Genomic DNA, 21,162 nt, shown 5'->3' with positions numbered 1-21,162 from the left:
CATTTACTGTAATTTGCGCAACTGCCATGCGCATAGCGGCGCTACATGACAAATGAAACAGTAGCCGTTATGATAGTCATGCGTTAGCCGTGTCTTTCGTGCGACTGGTTTTTGATTCCGGCGATAACAACAGCATTGAGAAAAACAACATTGATTGCCACTTAAAAAACGAGCGTTGAGACCATGACTGAATTAAGCACGCTATATCAAACTGATTATTCCGCTTGGGCAACACGCAATGCTGAATTGCTCCGCGCTGGGCGTTATGCAGAATTGGATGTTGAGCATTTATTGGCAGAATTGAGCGATATGGGTAAAAGCGAACAGCATGAGCTTGAAAACCGGTTGACGATTTTGCTCGCACATTTATTAAAGTGGGAATATCAATTAACGACTTTAAGCGCACGCTGGCGCGAATACAAAGGTGACAGTTGGCGTGCAACGATTATCGAGCAACGCAACCGCTTAAATACACGGTTAAAAAAATCACCCGCGCTTAACTCACTGCTTGCTGTAACGATTATTGAAGCCTATGCTGAAGCGATGCAATTAGCCAGCGATGAAACGCAGTTGCCAATTGCTACTTTTCCGCCAGTTTGTCCTTATTCAATCGCACAATTATTGGATAAAAATTATTATCCCAGCACTTTCGATCATTAAATGTCCACACCTGCTCCCTTTCAATTCCCCGGTATTCATCCCGAACTCAAGACGTTAATTGCGTTGCGCGGACAAGCGCAGCGTCTCAATCTCGCTCCGCGTGGGCGCGTGTTGGCGATTCGCAGCGGCGGTCATCTGTCCCGACTGCGCGGGCGCGGCATGGAATTTGACGAAGTGCGGGTGTATCAGCCCGGCGATGATCCGCGTCACATGGATTGGCGCGTCACCGCTCGCAGCGGCATCCCGCACGTCAAGTTATTTCGGGAGGAGCGCGAGCGCCCGGTGTGGCTGCTGGTCGATCAAAGCGCCTCGCTGCAGTTTGGTAGCCGCGTCGCTTTCAAAAGCGTGATCGCCGCCGAAGTCGCCGCCGTGCTGGGTTGGGCGGCAGTGGAGCGCGGCGACCGCGTGGGCGGCTTGGTGTTTGATGAACAGCACCAGTTTTATCGCCAACCTGCGGCGCGTAACGCCGGTTTATTGCCTTTATTGGAGCGCCTCTGCGCCGCGCCCCGCGCCAGCAGCAACGGCTATTCCTCAGTGATGGCAGCGGCGACTGCGTTGGCGCGACACCTGCGCCCGGGCAGTTTGCTGGCCGTTATCAGCGATTTTGCGGGCATTCACGCAGAGCACAGCGCCTGGCTCGGACAACTCACCGCTGGGCATGAAGTGGTGCTGATTTTGATTTACGACCCGCTGGAAGCGGTCGCGCCACCGCCGGGGCGCTATCTCATCAGCGATGGACGCCAGCAGCGGGAGTTGGATGTAACCCGCGCCGATCAGCGCCGCGCCTATCAACAGATTTTTCAGCACCGGCTGACCACGTTGCAGCAGCTCGCGCAGCGTCATCGGGCGCACTTGCTGCAAGTGGCGACCGATCAACCGGTCGCAGCAACGCTGGCGCAGGGGCTGGGTGCGCGGCTGAGGACGCCGCGATGACGCCGGAGACTGCGTTGGAATTACGCGCTTGGCATCTGCCGGAACCGATGAGCTGGTGGCCGCCCGCGCCGGGCTGGTGGCTGGTTGCGGGAGTATTGTTATTGATGATCTGGCTGCTGTGGCGCGGCTGGCAGCAGCGCCAACGTCGCGCCAGCACGCGGCAGGCATTGCGGGAATTGGCGGCGCTGCACGCGCAATTTCAGGTCGATGGCGACGGACGCCGCTTTGCGGTTGAGGTGTCACAACTGCTGCGGCGGGTGGCGTTGACGCGCTGGCCAGCGCCGCAGGTCGCCGGTCTCAGCGGACGCGCATGGTTAGAATTTCTTGATGCGAGCGGCGGCGAGTTTATGGACAGCACGGCGGGACAGGTGCTGCGTCATGCGGCATATCGGGCGGATGCGGTGCCGGCGGCGGATGCTGAACGCTTGCATCAAGCGGCGCGGGAGTGGATTCGCAAAGCGCATCCGACCGCCCTTTTTCAAAGAGAGAAGATGTGATGCTCACTTTTGAATGGCCGTGGCTATTACTCACGCTCCCGTTGCCAGTGTTGGCGCGATGGCTGCCGCGAGCGCCAGAAACCATCGGCGCAGCATTGCGCCTGCCGTTTTTTGCGCAATTGCCGAGCGCCAGCACCGCGCCAGCCGGTCGTGCGCATTGGCTGCATTTATTGCTTGCGGGGCTGGCGTGGACGTTATTGGTGCTGGCGGCAGCGCGTCCGCAATGGCTGGGCGAACCGCTCGGACTGCCGGTTGCTGGACGCGATCTGATGTTGGCGCTCGACATCTCCGGCAGCATGGAACAGGACGATTACGAGCTGAACGGGCGAGCAGTGTCACGTTTGGCGGTGGTGCAGGCGGTGGCGAGTCGGTTTGTGCAGCGCCGGGCGCACGACCGACTGGGGCTGATTCTGTTTGGCAGTCAAGCCTATTTGCAGACGCCGCTGACCTTTGACGGCGCGACGGTGGCGACGTTGTTAAATGAGGCGGTGATTGGGCTGGCGGGGCGCGAGACGGCGCTCGGCGATGCGATTGGGCTTGGCATCAAACGCCTGCGCGAGCAGCCAGCCGGTCAGCGGGTGTTGATTGTGCTCACTGACGGGCAGAACACGGCGGGCACTTTGGAACCCATCGCGGCGGCGCAGTTAGCGGCACAAGCGGGAGTGCGGGTTTATACCATCGGCATCGGCGGCGGTGAGTTGGGCGTGCGTACGCCGTTTGGAATCCGGCTGCGGCGACAAGGCGATGATTTTGATCCGGCGACGTTGCGGCAAATCGCCTCGCTCACGGGTGGGCAATTTTTCGCTGCGACCAACCGCGAGGAGCTGGAGGCGGTGTATGCCCAGCTCGATGAATTGGAACCCACCGACCGCGAGCAGCGGATGTTTCGTCCGCAGCGAGCGTTATTTCTGTGGCCGGCAGCGGGCGCATTGCTGTTGAGCGTAGGTTTGGCGCTGGCGCGGTGGTGGCGGCAATGACACAGCCAGCGCAGTTGAGGACGGAAACGCTGGCGCTGGCAGTGATTGCGGCGCTGGTGCTGTGGCGGTTGGCCATCGCGGCGCTGGTGCCGGTGACGCAGGATGAAGCCTATTACTTTGATTGGGCGCGACAGTTAGCGTGGGGTTATTTCGATCATCCGCCCGGGGTGGCGGTGCTCGGACTGACGACGTGGCTGGAGCCGGGTTCGGCAGTGATGGCGCGGCTCGGTGGTCTCGGCGCTGGACTGATCACGCTGTTGGTGCTCGCCAGTTTTTATCGTCATTGCGGTTTTACGCGGTACGAATTGGCGCTGGCGCTGCTGGTGGTGGGCACGACGCTGCCGGCGTTAATCGGCGGGGTTATCACCACTCCAGATACGGCGCTGGCATTGGGCTGGGCGCTGGCGCTGCACGAAAGTGAGCGGGCGTTGGCGGGAGCGCGACGGCGCTGGCTGACGGCGGGTGCGGCGATGGGGCTGGGGCTGCTGGGAAAATACACGATGGTGTTGATCTGCCCGATTGTGCTGTGGGCGCTGCTCCGCCACGATTGGCGGGCGCTGCGGACGCCTTGGCCGTATCTCGGCGCAGCGGTGGCGCTGATCGTGTTTGCGCCGCATCTGCTGTGGAACGCGCAACACGACTGGCTGACGATGCGGTTTCAACTGGGGCACGGTTTGGCGACGGATATGGGCACGTTGGCGGCGACGCAGTTGCCACCGCCGGAGCCGTTATCCAGCGGTGAGCGGGTGGCGAGCGTGGCGGAATATGTGGCGACGCAGTTGGGATTGTGGGGGGCGCTGCTCGTTGTGATCGGGCGCAAAGTGGTCAGTGGTGTGGATGCGACGGCAAGGCGGAGCATGTTGGGTGAGATGACGCCGCCCGCGCGGTCGTTGCTAGTTGCCGCGACGTTGTTTCCATTGGCATTTTTTGGCGTGATTGCCAGCTTCAGTTCAGTGGAGGCGAATTGGCCAGCGATGGCGCTGTTGACGGCAGCACCGTTACTGGTGCGTTGGGTCGGCGACTGCTGGCGCTGGGTGTTGGGCGCAGCAGTGGCTAATGTGTTGATTGTGAGCATTTATGCGGTGCAGGCGACGACTGGCATCATGCCGCTGCCGGAGGGATTCAAGCGGTTGGGGCGCGAAACGCACGGCTTCGCGGAATTAGCCGCTGTCGTGACGATGCTGGATGCGCCGGTGTTTGCAGATCGCTATCAAACCACGGCGATGCTGCGCTTTTACACGCACAATCAAGCGATTACCCAATGGCCGGGGCTGACGCGCCCATCGGAATATCTGCGCGGTGAAACTGCGCCGCGAGTGGCGCTGGACACCATTAAACCGCCGTTGTGGATAGTTGCCCGCGCTGCGCAGTTGCCGCCGCAGCCGGGGTTGCATTGCACGATGAAGCGCGCAGTGACGGCGTGTCCACCCGGATCAGCGCCGACTGCGCCCTGTCCCCAGCCGCTGCAAGTGTGGCATCTGCATTGGTGCGACACGAAACGCTAGACACAAAAAAAGGCGGAATCACCGCCTTTTTTTATAAGCCCGCAACCACGCGATTAGTCTTTTACCCACTCGCCGAAATTGTCAGTATTTTTCTCCTCACCATCGCCGTAGCCCGCTTCATAGGCATCGTTCAGACGTTGTTCTTCGCGCTTGGGGTTTTGAAGGAAGCCGCACTGCCAACCTTGAATGTATTCATCATCGACGCCGAGTTGTTCCATTTTGGTGACGGCGTCGTAGTAAAACTGGTTCATTGTTTCCGGTCTCCGCGCAATTCCGCTTGTTGTATGAGGTCAGTGCATAAGAATACAGCGTTACTCTAACAGGCGACAAGCCAACGCGCCGTCGGCATAAGCACGGGCGGCGTTGGCAAGCCGTCGGTCGAGAGAGTGGTGATAAAAATAGTGAAATCAGCGGTGCTGCGCTGACGCGGTGGTCAATGCGTGGCGCGGCAGTTTGGCATCATCATTGCCGAAGCAGACACCGCCGCGCCAGCAGCGCCAGATGAATGCAGCAGTGCGTATTGATCGCTAACGCCGCTGAATGCAATACGCAGCCAGAAAATGGTGCAGCAACTGCTGGCGCAATCATGCCATAACCGTTGTTTTAACAAACAGTTAATCTCTGAACTAAAGCAATTAACACGCGCCGCGGGCAATAAAAAACCCGCCACTCGGCGGGTTTTTATGTTGAAACGAACGCTTAAAGAATATAGCCGCGTTCGTCGTGTTGCGAGAGATCAAGACCAATTGTTTCTTGCTCTTCGTTGACCCGCAAACCAATCGTTAAATCAAGCAATTTGAGAATGATATAACTCACCACTGCCGTATAAACCAGCGTGACCAAGACGCCCTTGGTTTGTGTCCACAATTGACCGCCGATGGTGACGCCTTCTGCCAAGCCCGCTCCGCCCAAGCTCGCCGCTGCGAATACGCCCGTCAACAATGCGCCGATGATGCCGCCCACCGCGTGAACGCCAAACACGTCCAGCGCGTCGTCATAACCGAGTTTGCGTTTCAACTTGGTGGAGGCGAGAAAACAGATCACGCCTGCGCTCGCACCAATCGCTAATGCACCCAGCGGTCCGGCGGTGCCCGACGCGGGAGTGATGGCGACTAAACCGGCGACTGCGCCAGAAGCAATGCCCAATACGCTGGCTTTACCGTGACTGATCCATTCTGCAAACATCCACGCCAGCGCCGCCGTTGCGGTTGCGACCTGCGTCACCAACATCGCCATACCTGCGCTCTCATTTGCCGCCACTGCGCTGCCTGCGTTAAACCCAAACCAGCCCACCCACAGCATCGACGTTCCGATCACGGTGTAACCGAGGTTGTGCGGCGGCATCGCGGTGGTCGGATAGCCTTTGCGTTTGCCCAGCACCAGCGCCGCCACCAAGCCTGCGATGCCCGCGTTAATGTGAACGACGGTGCCGCCAGCGAAATCAATCACGCCCCAATCCCACATCAGCGCCCCGTTGCCGCCCCAAACCATGTGCGCAATCGGCAGATAAACCAGCGTGAACCAAATCCCCATAAACAGCAGCAAGGCTGAGAACTTCATCCGCTCGGCAAAGGCACCGACAATCAACGCCGGCGTGATAATGGCAAACGTCATTTGGAAGGTCGCAAACACCGTTTCAGGAATTGCCAGCGTCAAACTCTCACGGGTCACGCCGCCGAGCAGCACCTTGTCAAAACCACCGATAAACGAATTGAGATTGACCACGCCCTGTTCCATGCCAACGGTGGAAAAAGCGAGGCTGTAGCCATACAGCACCCACAGCACCGTCATCAGCGCCGTGATCGCAAAACACTGCATCAAAATCGACAGCACATTCTTTGCCCGCACCATGCCGCCATAAAACAGCGCCAGCCCGGGAATCGTCATAAACAACACCAACGCAGTTGCCGTCAGCATCCACGCGGTATCGCCGCTGTTGAGCGTGGGCACTGCTTCCTGCGCCAACGCCAGCGTCGGAGCCAGCGCCAGCACGCTCGTCAATACTGGCGCGGCAACCTTCAGATTTCTTCGCATCATCACAACCTCCGGCGATGTCGTCATAGCGCGTCAGAACCGGTTTCGCCGGTACGGATACGCATCACTTGATTGAGTTCAAACACAAAAATTTTGCCATCGCCGATTTTGCCGGTACGCGCCGCATTACTGATGGCCTCAATCACCTTCTCAACCATCTCATCATCCACCGCGATTTCCAGCTTAATTTTCGGCAAAAAATCCACAACATATTCCGCGCCGCGATACAGCTCGGTATGCCCTTTTTGGCGTCCAAAGCCTTTCACCTCAATCACGGTAATGCCCGACACGCCGATGTCACTGAGTGCTTCGCGCACATCATCGAGCTTGAAGGGTTTAATGACGGCTGCAACCAATTTCATAATGCTGTGTGCTCCGAATCAATACCGGGGCAATTGCGCCCCGGTGAGTGGGTTGATGTCGTGACTGGCAGAATTAAACCCTAAAACGTTTTATTCCAACCAATCCAGATTTTGGGGTCTTCATCATACATATCTGGCTCATCACCATCGACCTGATCATAATTCAAACTGACGGTTCCGAAGTCGCCCGCATCGCGGCTCACTGATAGTCCCCAATGGGTATAATCAACCACCTGCGGCGCATCAAAATCGTAATAACCAGCGCGAACATTCAGCTTGAGGTTATACATCAAATTGAAATTCAACGCGCCGTTGTAATACAAATCGCCAACGTCATAAGGCTCTGTGTTATCGGCCTGTCCATAGATGGTATAACTCAAACCGAGAGTTAAAAATTGGTAGGTGACGCTGCCGCCCAATTCCGCCATATCGGCATCATCAATATCGGGATAACCGACATAAAGCAGATTCACGTCATAGCGCAAATCATCATTAACCGCACCACCAAAGCCAGTTTTCAAATCGACTTCATAATTGGTGTCATCGCCAACGCCGAAATCCACATTTGAAACCCAAGCGCCAGCATATAAACCGCTGGCGTGGCTGTAATCCAAACCGCCCTGCACCGCTGGTTGATTGTCGGTCTGGGTGAGACCGCGCCAGATGTAATTGCTGACCACGCCAAAATTCGCGGTGACGGTATGCGGACCGCCGTCTTCAGCAACTGCGGATTGACCGGCGAGTGTTGCGCATACGCCCATCGTCAACGCGGCGCGGGTGAGTGTTGCTTTCATGTAAAAAAGCCTCAGATGGTCCAAGCGAATCAATGAATAAACACGAGAACTAACCGCTGCTTGGATAAAAACAGTTAGCCGCGTTGACACGAGGTCGTCAGCATATTACATGCCACTTATGAACTGCGGCAAAAACAAAACACTGTGCCCTGCCGTGTCGCTCCTGATTGTCGCATTCGCACCAATTTGATTCGCTGGGTGACGCGCCTGATTTGACGCTGCCCTGCAATAGGGCGCTGCGAGCGGGCGCGGGCGGCTTATACTTTGCAGCAGTTAAATGAGTTGTCAGTTGTCGGTTGTCAGTAAAAAATCACCGCCAACTGATCACTCGTTTAACCACCTCATTCCTCGTTTTCATCCTTTTATTCAGGACTTTTGCCATGTTTGATCCCAAACAGTTTGATGATGTATTGCAACGCTTTTCCTCCGCGTTGCCCAAAGGATTGCAAGTGCTGCAAGACGACGTGCAGCGCAATCTCCGCGCTTCGCTGGAGTCTGGATTGGCGCGGCTGGATTTAGTGACCCGCGAGGAATTCGAGGTGCAATCCGCCGTTCTCGCCCGCACTCGCGCCAAAGTCAGTGCGCTGGAAACGCAGGTCGCCGCGCTCGAACGGGCGCTGGCTGCCAAACAACCCAGCGCCCACTGAACGCAGCGCACTCGTGGCACTGTGTACCCTGTACAGCCGCGCTCGCGTTGGCATTCACGCGCCAGCAGTCACGGTGGAAGTTCATCTCGCCAACGGACTGCCGTCACTGTCGATGGTCGGGCTGCCGGAAATGGCGGTGCGAGAAAGCAAAGATCGTGTGCGCGGGGCGCTGCTCAACGGTCGTTTTCGCTTTCCCGACGGGCGCGTCACCATCAATCTCGCGCCTGCCGATCTGCCGAAAGAAGGCGGACGGTTTGATTTACCGATTGCGCTCGGCATTCTCGGCGCGTCAGATCAAATCGTCACGACTGCGTTGCAGCGGTATGAATTCATTGGTGAATTAGCGTTATCTGGCGCACTGCGTCCGGTCAACGGCGTGTTGCCGGTGGCGCTGGCAGCGCGTGCTGCGGGACGAGAATTAATTTTGCCGCACGCTAATGCCGCTGAAGCCGCGCTGGTCAACGGTTTGGTGCTGCGTCCTGCCGGACATCTCAGCGAGGTTTGCGCCCATCTCAACGGTCAACAGCAACTGCCCGAATTCATGCCGGAGCACTCGCCGCGTCAGGTGGAGCCGAGTTATCCCGAATTGGCGGAAGTGCGCGGGCAAGAACACGCCAAACGCGCTTTGGAAATCGCCGCTGCCGGGGCGCACAGCCTGCTGTTGATTGGTCCGCCCGGCACGGGAAAATCCATGTTAGCCAATCGCTTGCCGGGCTTGCTGCCGCCGTTGACGGAAGATGAAGCGTTGGAAACGGCATCAATTCGCTCGGTGAGCGACCGCGATTTGTTTGATCCGAGCTGCTGGCGCGAGCGTCCGTTTCGGTCGCCGCATCACACTGCGTCGGGCGCGGCGCTGGTGGGTGGCGGCAGCAATCCGCGTCCGGGCGAAATCTCGCTGGCGCATCAAGGCGTGTTGTTTTTAGACGAATTGCCGGAATACGACCGCAAAGTGCTGGAAGTGCTGCGTGAGCCGCTGGAATCCGGTCATATCGACATTTCCCGCGCAGCGCGGCAGGCGCGATTTCCAGCGCGATTCCAGTTGATTGCGGCGATGAATCCGTGTCCGTGCGGCTATTTGGGCGATCACAGCGGACGCTGCCACTGTTCTGCCGACCAGATTGCGCGGTATCGCGCCCGCATTTCCGGCCCGCTGTTAGATCGGATTGACATGCACATCGAGGTGCCGCGTTTAGAAGTGGCGCGGCTGGCTGGCGCTCGTCCGCTGGATACGGAAACGACCGCGCAGGTGCGAGCGCGAGTGATGGCGGCGCGGGAACGGCAACAGCACCGGGCTGGCAAGCCGAATAACGTGCTCGGCCCAACGGAGATTGAGCGGGATTGTGCGTTAGATGACGCCGGACGGCGCTTGATGGAGCAGGCGTTACAGCGGCTGGCGCTGTCAGCGCGGGCGTATCACCGCATTTTGAAAGTTGCCCGCACCATCGCCGATCTTCACGCCACGCCCGCAATCACGCTGACGCATTTGAGTGAAGCGATTGGTTATCGGCGTTTGGATCGCGGGGCTGGTGGAGCGACTTGAGTTGACAGTTAAAAACCTAAAAAAATTGCTGAACTGTTGTCACTTTTTTTTAATCACCAGATTAAAAAATAACCACTCATTTTTAATGCGCTTTACTGACAACTGCAAACCGACAACTGACAACTTATTAAAAAGCGAGTGTGCCATGATATTACCGTTCAAAGAACATCCTTTGCGCCATCAGGGCGTGGCCGAATTACACGCCCGCACCTATGAACCGCTGACTGCGCCAGCGCGGGTGTCGCATGTGGCGATGCTGTGCGGCGAAAAAGGCAGCGGGCGCAATCAAACCCATCTCAATAAATTGCTGGCGCATTACGGCTTGCCGCAGCCAGCAACGCTCGATCAACATTATTTTGCACGGCTCGGCGATATTCAAATGCGCTGGGAACGCCACACCGAATTTGTGACCTACACCTTCAGCAAAGTCGGCGCGTATGACCATCCATTTGATCCGCCCGTGCTCGCCGAGCTGCCGCCCGATTGGTTGCGCGAGCTGCCGGGCGAAGCGGTGACGGTGGTGGCGCTGGCGCTGGATGCCGCGACGCAGCCCGAACGCAGCGCGGAAGAATTGAGCGCGTTATTCGCCGAGAACACCCTGATCGGCTCCGAAGTCGTCGGTGGCGCAGCGCGGGCGTGGTCAGATTTGCGGATTCATCCCGACGGCGTCTCGCGGATGTTATTGCGCGATCAAGGCTTGTCGCCCAATCAAGCCGGGCGGCTGGTGAAACGCTTTTTGGAAATCAACGCCTATCGTGCGATGGCGCTTCTGGGCTTGCCGGAAGCGCGAGAAGCCAATCTCACGCTGGCGCAGGCAGATCGGCGACTGGTCGGCGTCGCAGCGCGGATGACTGACGAGGCGCTGGGGCACGGCGTTCCTGATGCGGAATTGTTGGCGGAATTGACCACGCTGGCAGCCGAGATCGAAGCGGTCGCAGCGCGAACCAGTTCCCGCTTTGAAGGCTCGCGGGCGTATTACAGCGTCGTCGTGCAACGCCTCGACCAATTGCGGCAAAAGCGCATCGAAGGTCTGCAAACGTTCAGCGAATTTCTTGATGCCCGCCTCGCGCCAGCGATTGCCACTTGCAGCTCAACGGCCAAGCGCCAGCAAGGTCTCGCCGAACGCGCAGCGCGACTCACCAGCTTGCTGCGAGCGCGGGTGGAAGTGCGGCTGCAAGAGCAAAATCGCGGCTTATTGGAATCAATGAATCGGCGGGCGCAATTGCAACTGCGCTTGCAAGAAACGGTGGAAGGCTTATCCGTCATCGCCATCGGCTATTACGGCGTCGGCTTAATTGGCTATTTACTCAAAGGTTTAGAAGCGCACGGCGTCCCGATTCATGCCACCTACGCCACCGGCTTAATGGCACCGGTGATCGTCGGCTTGGCATGGTTTAGCATTCGGCGCATGAAAGAACGCTTGCTCAATGATGACCTTAACGACGACTAGCCGGGCGCAGCGTCAACTCGCCAGCGGCCAGCGTCAGCTCCAAATGCTTGAGATACGACATGCCCAATAACACCCGCTCGCCGGGCAAATTGGGCAACACCGTTGCCTTGACCTGCGCGGCAACAAAACCGCCGACGTTCACGTGCTCCAGCCACGCCGTCCAATGTTCCACGTTGCCATTGCCCGTCATACTGACCCCGCCGGGCAACAGCACCAGCCGCAGCCGCTGCGCCAGCGCGTGCGATAACGCCACATCCACCGAACCGGTATCAATTAAAAACTCCACCGGCTCGCCATTGATGGTGCCGCCGGTGACGAATTGATCGACCTGATTCGGTTTTAATATCACCTGCAACGTTCCCGCCGCACTCACTGTCGCCACCGGCTGCGGATTGGGATTATCACTGGGATTAAAAAAGCGCACCAACAGAATAGGCAACAGACTGACCAAGACAAATACCACCCCGCCACTGAATTGACTCAGCCACGCGGAGCGTTTGAAACCAGCGGTTAATTTGTTCATCGCACCCTTGCTCCGTGATTGACCAATTTGACGCTATTATCTGCCGACAAGCGCCCATCATTTCCACAACTTGCCCGTGAATGAATTGAACATGCCCGTCTCTGCGACCACCACCAAAACCACTGCTTTTGGCATTCTCGGTGCCATTAGTTTTGCCCACTTATTAAATGACACCATGCAATCGTTAATGATTGCAATTTATCCGCTGTTCAAAACCGCATTTCAGCTCAATTTTGCGCAAATCGGTTTAATCACTTTGGCGTTTCAATTCACCGCCTCACTGTTGCAGCCTTTAGTGGGTTTATACACCGACCGGCATCCTTTACCGTTTTCACTCGCTGCCGGCATGGGCTGCACCTTTTTAGGGTTAATTACTCTGTCATTTGCCAGTAGCTTTCCCATGTTATTAGTTGCAGCAGCAATGGTTGGCACCGGTTCAGCGGTCTTTCATCCTGAAGCCTCACGGGTCGCACGCATGGCATCAGGCGGACAACACGGGCTGGCGCAGTCAATCTTTCAAGTCGGCGGCAACACCGGCGCAGCACTGGGGCCGCTCCTCGCTGCCGCCATCGTTTTGCCGCACGGTCAACGCAGTATCGCCTTGTTTTCATTGATCGCTTTACTGGCGATGGTGGTTTTAACTGGCGTTGGGCGCTGGTATCGCCAGCAGCAGCAACGTCCGCACCCAGCGGCAGCCACCGCTGCTGCGCCGCTGCCGCAGCGCCAAATTGTGCAAACGGTCTTGGTGTTATTGGGGCTGATGTTTTCCAAGTTTTTCTATTTCGCCAGCATCAGCAGTTATTTACTGTTTTATTTGATGACGCATTACGGCATCACCACCCAAACTGCCCAATATCATCTATTTTATTTCTTCTTTGCAGTCGCTGCCGGTACGCTGTTAGGTGGCCCCATTGGCGACCGCATTGGTCGCCGACAAGTGATTTGGGCGTCCATTTTAGGAGTTGCGCCTTTCACTTTAGCATTGCCGTATGTGAGTTTAGAAATGTCGGCAGCTTTAACCATCATCATTGGCTTTCTATTGGCGTCTGCATTTCCCGCTATTGTCGTATATGCCCAAGAGTTAATTCCGGGGCGTGTGGGCATGATCTCAGGTCTATTTTTTGGCTTTGCATTCGGCTTGGCGGGAATTGGCGCAGCGATTTTAGGGCAGGTCGCCGATCATTGGGGTATTGAAACGGTGTATCACCTGTGTTCATTCCTGCCTTTACTTGGGATTATTGCCGTGTGGTTGCCAGATTTGCGCCGCACATCACGCGCTTAAAAATGACAATTTAAGCGGCGATGGTGAATGGTGGGGAAATTGCGGCGAATGGATTCCTGATATTCACGATCAATGGCGCTGCAAATAAAACCGCGACCGCGTGGCACCTGCGCGAGCACCGTGCCCCACGGATCAACAATCATGCTGTGACCGTGCGTTTCGCGCCCGTTGAGATGAAATCCGCCCTGCGCGGCCGCGACCACATACGCGAGATTTTCAATCGCTCGCGCCCGCACCAAGGTTTCCCAATGCGCCTTGCCGGTGATCGCAGTGAACGCGGCCGGAATCGCCACCACTTCGACGCCCTGATCCAGCAAGGTGCGAAATAATTCGGGGAAGCGCAGGTCATAACAAACGACGACGCCCAGCCGCCCAAACGGGCTATCAAGCACCAGCGTTTGCGTGCCATTTTCGATGGTTGCCGATTCGTGATACCGCTCGTCTGCGCCCGGCAGCGTCACATCAAACAAATGCACCTTGTCATAACGGGCGACGCGCTCGCCCTGATCGTTGTAAACCAAACACGCAGCGCGGGCTTTTTGCGGATCGTTGGCCACCATCGGAATGGTGCCGCCCACCAGCCAGATGCGCTGTTGTTTGGCAACCCGCGCTAAAAATGCCTGCAACGGGCCGTTGCCATCGCTCTCACGCAGCGCGAGTTGATCCTGATCTTTTTGCCCCATAAAGGCGAAATTTTCCGGCAAGACCACCAATTTCGCCCCATTCTCAACCGCCTCTTTAATCAGCCGCTCGGCCTCGCCGAGATTGGCGTTGATATTGGGGCCGGTTGCCATTTGAATTGCGCCAATTTTTTGTTTCATCGTGATGTTATCCATTGCTGATATCAAATCACCGCGCTGGCGTTTGATAGTAAAGGTGGCGCTGGCAACGTGTGATTGTTTCAGCACCATTTTTGGAATTCAGTGCGCTATTGCGCGTCTCAAACTGCTTATTAAAAAATTGTGTATTTCATAACGCACATTCATCCTCTGAAATCGCATTATTTCACTTCTCAGGCGCAGCACCCTCACGGTGGCGCTGCGCAAATTGTGCGCCCAACACCTCCAGCAAGCGATTCACATCAGCGGGGCTGTGCGCCGCCGACAGCGTGATGCGCAGGCGAGCAGTGCCGACCGGCACCGTTGGTGGGCGAATGGCGCTGACAAAAATCCCCGCTTGTTCAAGGGCTTGACTCCACGCCAGCGCCAGCTCACTGCTGCCCACCAGCAACGGCTGAATCGGCGTCACCGAATCGGCCAGCGGCAATCCCAACTGCGTCGCGCCGTGTCGAAATTGCGCAATCAGGGCGCGTAACTGTTCCCGTCGCCAGTCTTCTTGCATTGCCAAGCGCAAGCTCACGCGGGTGGCTTCTGCCAGCGCCGGCGGCATGGCGGTGGTGTAAATGTAACTGCGGGCGCGTTGAATCAGCGTCTCAATCACTGCATCAGCACCGGCGACGAATGCGCCAAAGGTGCCAAACGCCTTGCCCAAGGTGCCCATCAAGATCGTCGTTGCTGCTGGGCGCATTCCAAACTGTGCCAGCGAGCCGCGCCCGCCGGTTCCCACCACGCCCAGCGCGTGCGCATCATCAATCACCACCCACGCGCCCGCGTCCTGCGCCAGCTCCATGAGCGCAGGCAGAGGCGCGAGATCGCCGTCCATGCTGAATACGCCATCGGTGGCGATCAGGCGCGGCGGCGGTTCGGTCAGCAGGCGCTGGCGCAGGATGGTGAGGTCGGCGTGGGGATAACGGCGCAAGGTTGCCTGCGCGAGCTGCGCCCCATCCAACAAGGAGGCGTGATTGAGACGGTCGGCAGCGATGCGGTCGCCGCGCTGCGTCAGCGCAGTGAGGATGCCGAGATTGGCCATGTAACCGGTTGAAAATAATAGCGCCCGCTCGTAGCCGGTGAAGGCTGCCAGCTCCGTTTCTAGCGCGTGATGGGCGCTGGTGTGACCGCTGACCAGATGCGCGGCTCCGCTGCCGACGCCCCACCGCGCTGCGCCGAGCTGTAATGCGGCGATGAGGTCGGGATGATTGGCAAGTCCGAGATAGTCGTTGCTGCAAAAGTTGAGCACGGCGCGTCCGTCACTGTTGCCGTGCGGTTGTGCTGGCGCGTCCTGCACCCGGCGGCGGCGGTACAGATGCGCCGTTTCAAGGGCGGCGAGTTGGGTGGTGAGGGCGGACAGCGTGGACATTAGCGGGCGGCGCTGACGGCGTTGGCAAGCTGGGCGTAGTTGGCGACGCTCAAATTCTCGGCGCGTAAACTGGGATCAATGCCGGTGGCGGTAAATAATTCGGCGCTGACGACTTTGGACAGGCTGTTGCGCAGCGTTTTGCGGCGTTGCCCAAAGGCGGCGGCGACGAGGCGAGCGTGGAGCGCGGGATCATCAATTGGATACGGCAGCGGGTTGAGCGGGCGCAGTCGCAAAAATGCCGATTCGACTTTGGGGGCGGGGGTGAACGCGCCAGCGCCGATCCGCAATAAACAGCTCGCCTGACAGCGGCTTTGCACCATCACTGACAGCCGTCCATAAATTTTGTCACCGGGCGCGGCGACGATCCGATCAACCACTTCTTTTTGCAGCATTAAATGCAGATCGCTGATGCAGTCGGCGGAGTCCAAAAAGTGAAACAGCAGCGGCGTAGAAATGTTGTAAGGCAGATTGCCGACGACGCGCAGCCGTTCTCCGGCACTGACCAACGTGTGCAGATCAAATTTGAGCGCATCGCAGTTGTGAATGCGCAACGCCGGGTCGGGAAACCGCTGCCGCAGCGGTTCCAGCAGATCGCGGTCAAGCTCCACCACGTCCAGCGCCCCCGCTGCCGCTAATAATCCGGCGGTGATGGCACCGGTGCCGGGGCCGATTTCGAGCAGGCGTTCACCCGGCTGGGCGGCGATGGCGTGATGAATTTTGGCGATAACGGCTTGATCGTGCAGGAAATTTTGACCAAAACGCTTGCGGGGGTGGTGGGGCATCGAAGTGGGTATCGGTTGTCAGTTGTCAGTTGTCAGTTGTCAGCGGAAATCGCGGTGCTGTCAACCACTTGTCTGAGGCGCTGGCGCAGGTGGCGCTGAGTGTCGGGATCAAGCGCATCGCCGAAGAGCGGCAGCGCGACGCGCCGCCAGCCGAGTTGAAAATTGAGCACGATCAGCGGTTGACTGATAAAGGTCGCTGGCGTCAGTTGCGCCACGCTGGTCGCGCCAGATTGCCAAGTCAGTTGCCACCGCTGATCTGACCGCCACAGCGCGGAGTGAATGGAACGCGCCGTGCAGCGCAGAACATGCTGGCGCAGTGCGTGGACGGCGCAAATCACGACGGCGGTTGCGAGTAAAATCGTTGTTAAATCAAGCGGAAACGTGGCGATCACGCCCAGCGCCAGCGCGTGCGTCGTCGCAATCCAACCCGCCAAGCGCCACGAGCGGCGCGGTTGAATTAACAGCGGCGGCACAGCATAAATAGTCATTGGCGCTGCGCTGCGGCGATAATTTGCGCCACCACTTCGCGCACCTGCGGCTCTGGTGGCACGGCTCGCGCCAGCAACCAATCGCTCAATTGCACATCGGACGCAGCCAACAACTGCACAAACGTCTGGCGCTGCGTCGGATTCAATTCGGCATAACCCTGTTCGAGAAATCCGCGTAATAAATAATCAAGCTCCAACATGCCGCGCCGACATTGCCACCGCAAGCGACAAATAGCAGTCAATTCAGCGTCTTGTTCAGAAACAGTATTCATATAACCAGCCAGTGCGTTATTAAAAAATAGAGAGTGTGACATTCAACTACCGACAACTGACAACTCACTTAAAAGTCCGCCCCGCTATCAATTGCAGTTTACACTGCGCTACCCGATAGCGATTTCTGCCATCCCCCTAAAATAGGTCTTTTATCATGCTACGTACTTGGTCAGCGGTATACAACGTTGGTATTGATGACATTGATCATCAGCATCAAGGTTTTTTTGCAGCAGCGCATCGTTTATATGACGATATTTTGGAGCGCGAAGGGAAAAATGCCGTAGAAGACGCAATGGCATTTATGCGCAATTATGCGGAAGAACATTTCCAGACTGAGGAAGCGTTCATGCGCAAACATGAATATCCCGGTTTGAAAGAGCATTTAATGCTCCATGCTGGATTTTTTCGGCGACTGGATGAGTTAGAAAATGATTTAATGATGTTTGGCCCCAGCCAAGCATTAGCAGATCGCGCTTTGGATATTACGCAAGATTGGCTCATTGACCACATCGCGGATGAAGATATGCTGTATTCATTGCATGTAAAAGCCAAAGGCGTCACTGATTTAAGGGCAATTTGAATAAAAGCCCCCCTTTGAAAAAGGGGGGTTGGGGGGATTAGTCAATCGGCAGTTGGTTATTTAACAATTAACCGCCTTATCTCAAATCCCCCCAACCCCCCTTTTTCAAAGGGGGGCTTTTTTGCTTGTTTGAGTGGAATAGACATGAAAGAACCGCTAACAAAGCCCCCCTTTGAAAAAGGGGGCTTGCTTGAATTCAACAGCGCGGCTGATAACGCAAATCCAATGTATACGGCTGCTCACCCGCTGGCAATTCTGGCGGCGGATCAATCACTCCTGCCGTGTGTCCCATCACTCGAAACCGCGCAATCCGCCGACTTTCCGCCTCATAACTATTCACCGGAAACCGCGACTCGCTGCGCCCGCCGGGATGCACGACATGATAGGTGCAGCCGCCGAGACTGCGCTGATTCCACAGATCAACAATCTCAAAAATCAACGGGTTATGCGCCGGAATCGTCGGATGCAACCCCGATGGCGGACTCCACGCTTTAAACCGAATCCCCGCGACAAACTCCGCTTTGCGACCCGTTGGGCGCAGCGGCACCCGCCGTCCGTTGCACACCAAGACATGCCGCTCACCAACTAAGCCGTTGATTTTGACCTGCATTCGTTCGACCGAACTGTCCACAAAGCGCGACGTGCCCTGCGCAGTGACTTCTTCGCCCAAAACGTGCCAAGGTTCAATTGCAGTGCGCAATTCCAAATGAATGCCTTCGGCAGTGACGAGATCGCCGCAGTGCGGGAAACGGAATTCAAAAAACGGTTCAAACCATGCCGTTTCAAGCGGATAACCAGCGCGACGCACATCGCAAATCACGTCTTCAAAATCCAACCGCGCAAAATGCGGCAATAAAAAACGGTCGTGTAATTCAGTGCCCCAGCGAATCGGTTTGCGCGTATAGGGTTCTTGCCAAAACCGCGCAACCAATGTGCGCAATAATAGCATTTGTGCCAAACTCATTTGATAATGCGGCGGCATTTCAAACCCGCGAAATTCGACCAAACCTTGGCGTCCAGCCGCGCTGTCTGGTGAATAGAGTTTATCAATACAAAACTCAGTGCGATGGGTATTGCCGGTGACATCCGTTAAGAGATTGCGCAGAATGCGATCCACTAACCAAGGTTGCGGAATTGCGCCCGTTGGCATCTGTTGAAATGCAATGTCCAATTCATATAAACGATCATCGCGGGCTTCATCGACACGCGGCGCTTGACTGGTCGGGCCAATAAATAAACCCGAAAACAAATACGATAAACTCGGATGATGTTGCCAATACGCAATCAAACTCTGCACCAAATCAGGTCGGCGCAGCAGCGGACTGTCTGCTGGCGTCGCGCCGCCGAGCGTGACGTGATTGCCACCGCCCGTGCCGGTGTGGCGTCCGTCCAGCATGAATTTCTCGGTGCCCAGCCGCGTCAGTCGCGCTTCGTCGTACAAAATCCGCGTGTCGCGCACCAGCGCATCCCAACTGTCTGCCGGATGAATGTTGACCTCAATCACGCCGGGATCGGGCGTCACCGCCAATTTTTGCAGACGCGGATCACGCGGCGGTTCATAGCCTTCAATGATGATCGGCAGTTGCAACGTTGCCGCCGTCTCTTCGATGCACAGCACCAAATCCAGCCAGTGCTCCAAATGCGTCAGCGGCGGCAAAAAGCAGTACAGCCGCCCCTCTCGCGGTTCCACGCACAGCGCGGTACGAATCAGCTCCGGCGGCAGCGTGTCTGGCAACGCGAGCTGCGCCCGCAGATCAGGCGAGATGGGGCCAGAACGCGCTGCATGACGCACCGCTTGTAACTTTTGCTCGCACATGGTTTGCGGCGGGATGGACACGCGATGCTGGCTGTAACGCCGCGCCAGCGCGTCAAACGGCGAGCGCAGCGGCGCGACCGGTTCCAACGGATTGCGCTCAGGCACTTGATCTAGTTCACTTTCTGGTACATGCGGCAGCGCATCCAGCGGCAGCCGGAATCCCAGCGGTGAATCGCCCGGAATCAGAAATAACGTGCCGTCGCGCAGCGCCCAGCGTCCACTTTTCCAACTGCCGGCAGCGCCCACGCCCCACCACCGCAGCGGCAGCACAAAACCCGCAATCTGGTTTAAGCCCTTGTTAAATAACCGCGCAATGCGCTGGCGCTCGTTGGGATCATTCAGTTTGTTATCCAGCGGATCGACGTTGACCGGCAGCCGTGCCTCGCGCCACAGGTAATACCAAACGTCCTCATGCGCGGGCGCAGCGTGGTCTGGATCAACGCCGAGATGCGCCGCGAGGGTGCGGATAAACCGCTTGGCGTCTGCCGCAGTGTGTTGATAATCTTGATTTTCTTGCCCCAACAGCGCCGGATCGCGCCACACCGGCGTACCATCTTTGCGCCAATAACAAGACAGCGCCCAGCGCGGCAACTGCTCGCCCGGATACCATTTGCCCTGACCGAGATGGAGCACTCCGCCCGGCGCAAACTGCTGTTGCAAGCGCCGCAGCAACTCCTCCGCCAGCGGTTTTTTTGTCGGGCCGAGCGCGTCGATGTTCCATTCCGCGCCTTCCATGTCATCAACCGACACAAACGTCGGCTCACCGCCCATCGTCAAGCGCACATCGTTGGCGTTCAGTTCGGCATCGACCTGATGCCCCAGCGCCTCAATCGCCGCCCACTGCTCCGGCGTGTACGGCTTGGTGACACGCGGGTCTTCATGGATGCGGCTGATATCATTGTGAAAATAAAACTCCACCTCGCACTCATCGGTTGCGCCGCTGATCGGTGCGGCACTGCGCGGCGCGGGTGAACACGCCAGCGGAATATGCCCCTCGCTGGCAAACAGCCCCGAAGTTGGATCAAGCCCAATCCAGCCAGCGCCGGGCACATACACCTCCGCCCACGCATGTAAATCGGTGAAATCTTTTTCCGGGCCCGACGGGCCATCCAGCGCCTTCACGTCAGCGGTCAACTGCACCAGATAGCCAGAGACAAACCGCGCTGCCAGCCCCAGATGGCGCAGAATCTGCACCAACAGCCAGCCGGTATCGCGGCACGAGCCTTTACCGCTGCCGAGCGTCTGCTCGCAAGTTTGCACGCCCGGCTCCAGCCGAATCACATAACCGATGTCAGCTTGCAGCCGCTGATTCAAATCAACCAGAAAATACACCGTCTCGCGGCGGGTAAGATTCACTCCGGCCAGCCATTTTTTTAATAACGGGCCACTTTCAGTGCATTCCAAATAAGGCGCGAGTTCTTGGCGCAATTCCGGTTCATATTGGAATGGATAATAAAAGGCGTATTCTTCGAGAAAGAAATCAAAGGGGTTAATCGTAATCATCTCAGCGATGACATCAACCTCAATGGATAACTTGCGCGTTTTTTCTGGAAACACGATCCGCGCTAAATAATTGCCAAAGGCGTCTTGCTGCCAATTGATGAAATGTTCTGCGGGTTCAATGTTTAACGCATAAGAACGAATGGTGGTGCGGCAATGCGGCGCGGGACGCAGGCGCACAACATGCGGCGACAGAGTTACCGCCCGATCAAAGCGGTATTCAGTTTTATGATTGAGCGCAACCAAAATCGACATCTGGGGTGAATTCCTTAACGTGAGTGCGGCAGAATTAAGCAGAAATCATGCCGTGTGGCAAAACAGGC

At 57.1% G+C, this 21,162-nt stretch carries 22 protein-coding genes; 10 read left to right on the top strand and 12 right to left on the bottom strand.

Annotated features, from left to right (window positions below; genetic code table 11):
* Positions 1–183 precede the first annotated feature (183 nt).
* The 5 genes from CKO12_RS08790 to CKO12_RS08770 are packed head-to-tail and all read left to right on the top strand — an operon-like array spanning position 184 to position 4,572.
* A complete protein-coding gene (locus tag CKO12_RS08790; protein WP_200154365.1) occupies positions 184–660 on the top strand; it encodes a DUF29 domain-containing protein in 477 nt (158 codons plus the stop codon).
* Positions 661–1,593 carry a DUF58 domain-containing protein gene (locus CKO12_RS08785; protein ID WP_200154364.1) on the top strand — a complete coding sequence of 311 codons (933 nt, stop codon included), beginning with the start codon at positions 661–663 and terminating at the stop codon, positions 1,591–1,593. It begins immediately after the preceding gene.
* A complete protein-coding gene (locus CKO12_RS08780; RefSeq protein ID WP_200154363.1) occupies positions 1,590–2,090 on the top strand; it encodes a DUF4381 domain-containing protein in 501 nt (166 codons plus the stop codon). The genes CKO12_RS08785 and CKO12_RS08780 overlap by 4 nt, the downstream gene beginning before the upstream one ends.
* Positions 2,090–3,067 carry a VWA domain-containing protein gene (locus CKO12_RS08775; protein ID WP_200154362.1) on the top strand — a complete coding sequence of 326 codons (978 nt, stop codon included), beginning with the start codon at positions 2,090–2,092 and terminating at the stop codon, positions 3,065–3,067. The genes CKO12_RS08780 and CKO12_RS08775 overlap by 1 nt, the downstream gene beginning before the upstream one ends.
* Positions 3,064–4,572: an ArnT family glycosyltransferase gene (locus CKO12_RS08770; protein WP_200154361.1), complete on the top strand. Its 1,509-nt coding sequence runs from the start codon at positions 3,064–3,066 to the stop codon at positions 4,570–4,572. Before CKO12_RS08775 ends, CKO12_RS08770 begins: the two co-directional genes overlap by 4 nt.
* A gap of 53 nt (positions 4,573–4,625) precedes the next feature.
* Here the strand turns inward: CKO12_RS08770 and CKO12_RS08765 are convergent, their stop codons facing one another.
* The 5 genes from CKO12_RS08765 to CKO12_RS08745 all read right to left on the bottom strand — a co-directional run bounded on the left by CKO12_RS08765 (position 4,626) and on the right by CKO12_RS08745 (position 7,762).
* A complete protein-coding gene (locus CKO12_RS08765) occupies positions 4,626–4,823 on the bottom strand; it encodes an Alvin_2107 family globule sulfur oxidation protein (protein WP_200154360.1) in 198 nt (65 codons plus the stop codon).
* A 182-nt stretch (positions 4,824–5,005) separates the two neighbouring features.
* Positions 5,006–5,182, bottom strand: coding sequence for a hypothetical protein (locus tag CKO12_RS08760; RefSeq protein WP_200154359.1), 177 nt, complete (start codon positions 5,180–5,182; stop codon positions 5,006–5,008).
* An 89-nt stretch (positions 5,183–5,271) separates the two neighbouring features.
* Positions 5,272–6,609, bottom strand: a complete 1,338-nt coding sequence (locus CKO12_RS08755; protein WP_420826835.1) for an ammonium transporter — start codon at positions 6,607–6,609, stop codon at positions 5,272–5,274.
* 20 nt (positions 6,610–6,629) lie between these two features.
* The gene (glnK, locus tag CKO12_RS08750) at positions 6,630–6,968 is read right to left on the bottom strand and encodes a P-II family nitrogen regulator (RefSeq protein ID WP_200154358.1); all 339 of its coding nucleotides are present in this window, start codon (positions 6,966–6,968) and stop codon (positions 6,630–6,632) included.
* An 80-nt stretch (positions 6,969–7,048) separates the two neighbouring features.
* On the bottom strand, positions 7,049–7,762 hold the full coding sequence (locus tag CKO12_RS08745; protein ID WP_200154357.1) for a TorF family putative porin: 714 nt from the start codon (positions 7,760–7,762) through the stop codon (positions 7,049–7,051).
* A gap of 380 nt (positions 7,763–8,142) precedes the next feature.
* On the opposite strand from CKO12_RS08745, the gene CKO12_RS08740 reads away from it, so the two are divergent.
* The 3 genes from CKO12_RS08740 to CKO12_RS08730 all read left to right on the top strand — a co-directional run bounded on the left by CKO12_RS08740 (position 8,143) and on the right by CKO12_RS08730 (position 11,399).
* Positions 8,143–8,409 (top strand): accessory factor UbiK family protein, encoded by a 267-nt coding sequence (locus CKO12_RS08740; protein WP_200154356.1) that lies wholly within the window; start codon positions 8,143–8,145, stop codon positions 8,407–8,409.
* Positions 8,410–8,422: 13 nt separating this feature from the next.
* A complete protein-coding gene (locus tag CKO12_RS08735; RefSeq protein ID WP_200154355.1) occupies positions 8,423–9,949 on the top strand; it encodes a YifB family Mg chelatase-like AAA ATPase in 1,527 nt (508 codons plus the stop codon).
* 145 nt (positions 9,950–10,094) lie between these two features.
* On the top strand, positions 10,095–11,399 hold the full coding sequence (locus CKO12_RS08730) for a DUF3422 family protein (RefSeq protein WP_200154354.1): 1,305 nt from the start codon (positions 10,095–10,097) through the stop codon (positions 11,397–11,399).
* Here the strand turns inward: CKO12_RS08730 and CKO12_RS08725 are convergent.
* Positions 11,386–11,922 (bottom strand): retropepsin-like aspartic protease family protein, encoded by a 537-nt coding sequence (locus CKO12_RS08725; protein WP_200154353.1) that lies wholly within the window; start codon positions 11,920–11,922, stop codon positions 11,386–11,388. The two genes, CKO12_RS08730 and CKO12_RS08725, sit on opposite strands and share 14 nt — an antisense overlap.
* 91 nt (positions 11,923–12,013) lie before the next feature.
* Here CKO12_RS08725 and CKO12_RS08720 point away from each other — a divergent pair, with 91 nt between their 5' ends.
* Positions 12,014–13,204: an MFS transporter gene (locus CKO12_RS08720; RefSeq protein ID WP_200154352.1), complete on the top strand. Its 1,191-nt coding sequence runs from the start codon at positions 12,014–12,016 to the stop codon at positions 13,202–13,204.
* On the opposite strand, the gene CKO12_RS08715 is transcribed toward CKO12_RS08720, so the two are convergent.
* The 5 genes from CKO12_RS08715 to CKO12_RS08695 all read right to left on the bottom strand — a co-directional run bounded on the left by CKO12_RS08715 (position 13,201) and on the right by CKO12_RS08695 (position 16,942).
* Positions 13,201–14,040 (bottom strand): carbon-nitrogen hydrolase family protein, encoded by an 840-nt coding sequence (locus CKO12_RS08715; protein ID WP_274599911.1) that lies wholly within the window; start codon positions 14,038–14,040, stop codon positions 13,201–13,203. The two genes, CKO12_RS08720 and CKO12_RS08715, sit on opposite strands and share 4 nt — an antisense overlap.
* A gap of 169 nt (positions 14,041–14,209) precedes the next feature.
* Positions 14,210–15,400, bottom strand: a complete 1,191-nt coding sequence (gene bioF, locus CKO12_RS08710) for an 8-amino-7-oxononanoate synthase (RefSeq protein WP_200154351.1) — start codon at positions 15,398–15,400, stop codon at positions 14,210–14,212.
* A complete protein-coding gene (gene rsmA, locus CKO12_RS08705; RefSeq protein ID WP_200154350.1) occupies positions 15,400–16,182 on the bottom strand; it encodes a 16S rRNA (adenine(1518)-N(6)/adenine(1519)-N(6))-dimethyltransferase RsmA in 783 nt (260 codons plus the stop codon). Before rsmA ends, bioF begins: the two co-directional genes overlap by 1 nt.
* Before the next feature lie 32 nt (positions 16,183–16,214).
* Positions 16,215–16,670, bottom strand: coding sequence for a protein YgfX (locus CKO12_RS08700; RefSeq protein WP_200154349.1), 456 nt, complete (start codon positions 16,668–16,670; stop codon positions 16,215–16,217).
* Positions 16,667–16,942 (bottom strand): FAD assembly factor SdhE, encoded by a 276-nt coding sequence (locus CKO12_RS08695; RefSeq protein WP_200154372.1) that lies wholly within the window; start codon positions 16,940–16,942, stop codon positions 16,667–16,669. The genes CKO12_RS08700 and CKO12_RS08695 overlap by 4 nt, the downstream gene beginning before the upstream one ends.
* Positions 16,943–17,097: 155 nt before the next feature.
* Between CKO12_RS08695 and CKO12_RS08690 the strand changes: the two genes are divergently transcribed.
* A complete protein-coding gene (locus CKO12_RS08690; protein ID WP_200154348.1) occupies positions 17,098–17,523 on the top strand; it encodes a bacteriohemerythrin in 426 nt (141 codons plus the stop codon).
* Positions 17,524–17,719: 196 nt separating this feature from the next.
* Here CKO12_RS08690 and CKO12_RS08685 read toward each other — a convergent pair whose 3' ends face one another.
* A complete protein-coding gene (locus CKO12_RS08685; protein ID WP_200154347.1) occupies positions 17,720–21,094 on the bottom strand; it encodes a transglutaminase family protein in 3,375 nt (1,124 codons plus the stop codon).
* Positions 21,095–21,162: the final 68 nt, after the last annotated feature.

The sequence above is a fragment of the Chromatium okenii genome, assembly GCF_016583745.1.
Lineage (GTDB): Bacteria > Pseudomonadota > Gammaproteobacteria > Chromatiales > Chromatiaceae > Chromatium > Chromatium okenii.
The sequence above is the reverse complement of the archived record's forward strand: the minus strand, read 5'-3'. Positions and strand labels throughout refer to the sequence as shown.

Bases quoted from the DNA above. Each gene is read 5' to 3' on its own strand.
- CKO12_RS08790 (WP_200154365.1), top strand. From the start codon at position 184: ATGACTGAATTAAGCACGCTATATCAAACTGATTATTCCGCTTGGGCA.
- CKO12_RS08785 (WP_200154364.1), top strand. From the start codon at position 661: ATGTCCACACCTGCTCCCTTTCAATTCCCCGGTATTCATCCCGAACTC.
- CKO12_RS08780 (WP_200154363.1), top strand. From the start codon at position 1,590: ATGACGCCGGAGACTGCGTTGGAATTACGCGCTTGGCATCTGCCGGAA.
- CKO12_RS08775 (WP_200154362.1), top strand. From the start codon at position 2,090: ATGCTCACTTTTGAATGGCCGTGGCTATTACTCACGCTCCCGTTGCCA.
- CKO12_RS08770 (WP_200154361.1), top strand. From the start codon at position 3,064: ATGACACAGCCAGCGCAGTTGAGGACGGAAACGCTGGCGCTGGCAGTG.
- CKO12_RS08765 (WP_200154360.1), bottom strand. From the start codon at position 4,823: ATGAACCAGTTTTACTACGACGCCGTCACCAAAATGGAACAACTCGGC.
- CKO12_RS08755 (WP_420826835.1), bottom strand. From the start codon at position 6,609: ATGATGCGAAGAAATCTGAAGGTTGCCGCGCCAGTATTGACGAGCGTG.
- glnK (WP_200154358.1), bottom strand. From the start codon at position 6,968: ATGAAATTGGTTGCAGCCGTCATTAAACCCTTCAAGCTCGATGATGTG.
- CKO12_RS08745 (WP_200154357.1), bottom strand. From the start codon at position 7,762: ATGAAAGCAACACTCACCCGCGCCGCGTTGACGATGGGCGTATGCGCA.
- CKO12_RS08740 (WP_200154356.1), top strand. From the start codon at position 8,143: ATGTTTGATCCCAAACAGTTTGATGATGTATTGCAACGCTTTTCCTCC.
- CKO12_RS08730 (WP_200154354.1), top strand. From the start codon at position 10,095: ATGATATTACCGTTCAAAGAACATCCTTTGCGCCATCAGGGCGTGGCC.
- CKO12_RS08725 (WP_200154353.1), bottom strand. From the start codon at position 11,922: ATGAACAAATTAACCGCTGGTTTCAAACGCTCCGCGTGGCTGAGTCAA.
- CKO12_RS08720 (WP_200154352.1), top strand. From the start codon at position 12,014: ATGCCCGTCTCTGCGACCACCACCAAAACCACTGCTTTTGGCATTCTC.
- CKO12_RS08715 (WP_274599911.1), bottom strand. From the start codon at position 14,040: ATGGATAACATCACGATGAAACAAAAAATTGGCGCAATTCAAATGGCA.
- bioF (WP_200154351.1), bottom strand. From the start codon at position 15,400: ATGTCCACGCTGTCCGCCCTCACCACCCAACTCGCCGCCCTTGAAACG.
- rsmA (WP_200154350.1), bottom strand. From the start codon at position 16,182: ATGCCCCACCACCCCCGCAAGCGTTTTGGTCAAAATTTCCTGCACGAT.
- CKO12_RS08700 (WP_200154349.1), bottom strand. From the start codon at position 16,670: ATGACTATTTATGCTGTGCCGCCGCTGTTAATTCAACCGCGCCGCTCG.
- CKO12_RS08695 (WP_200154372.1), bottom strand. From the start codon at position 16,942: ATGAATACTGTTTCTGAACAAGACGCTGAATTGACTGCTATTTGTCGC.
- CKO12_RS08690 (WP_200154348.1), top strand. From the start codon at position 17,098: ATGCTACGTACTTGGTCAGCGGTATACAACGTTGGTATTGATGACATT.
- CKO12_RS08685 (WP_200154347.1), bottom strand. From the start codon at position 21,094: ATGTCGATTTTGGTTGCGCTCAATCATAAAACTGAATACCGCTTTGAT.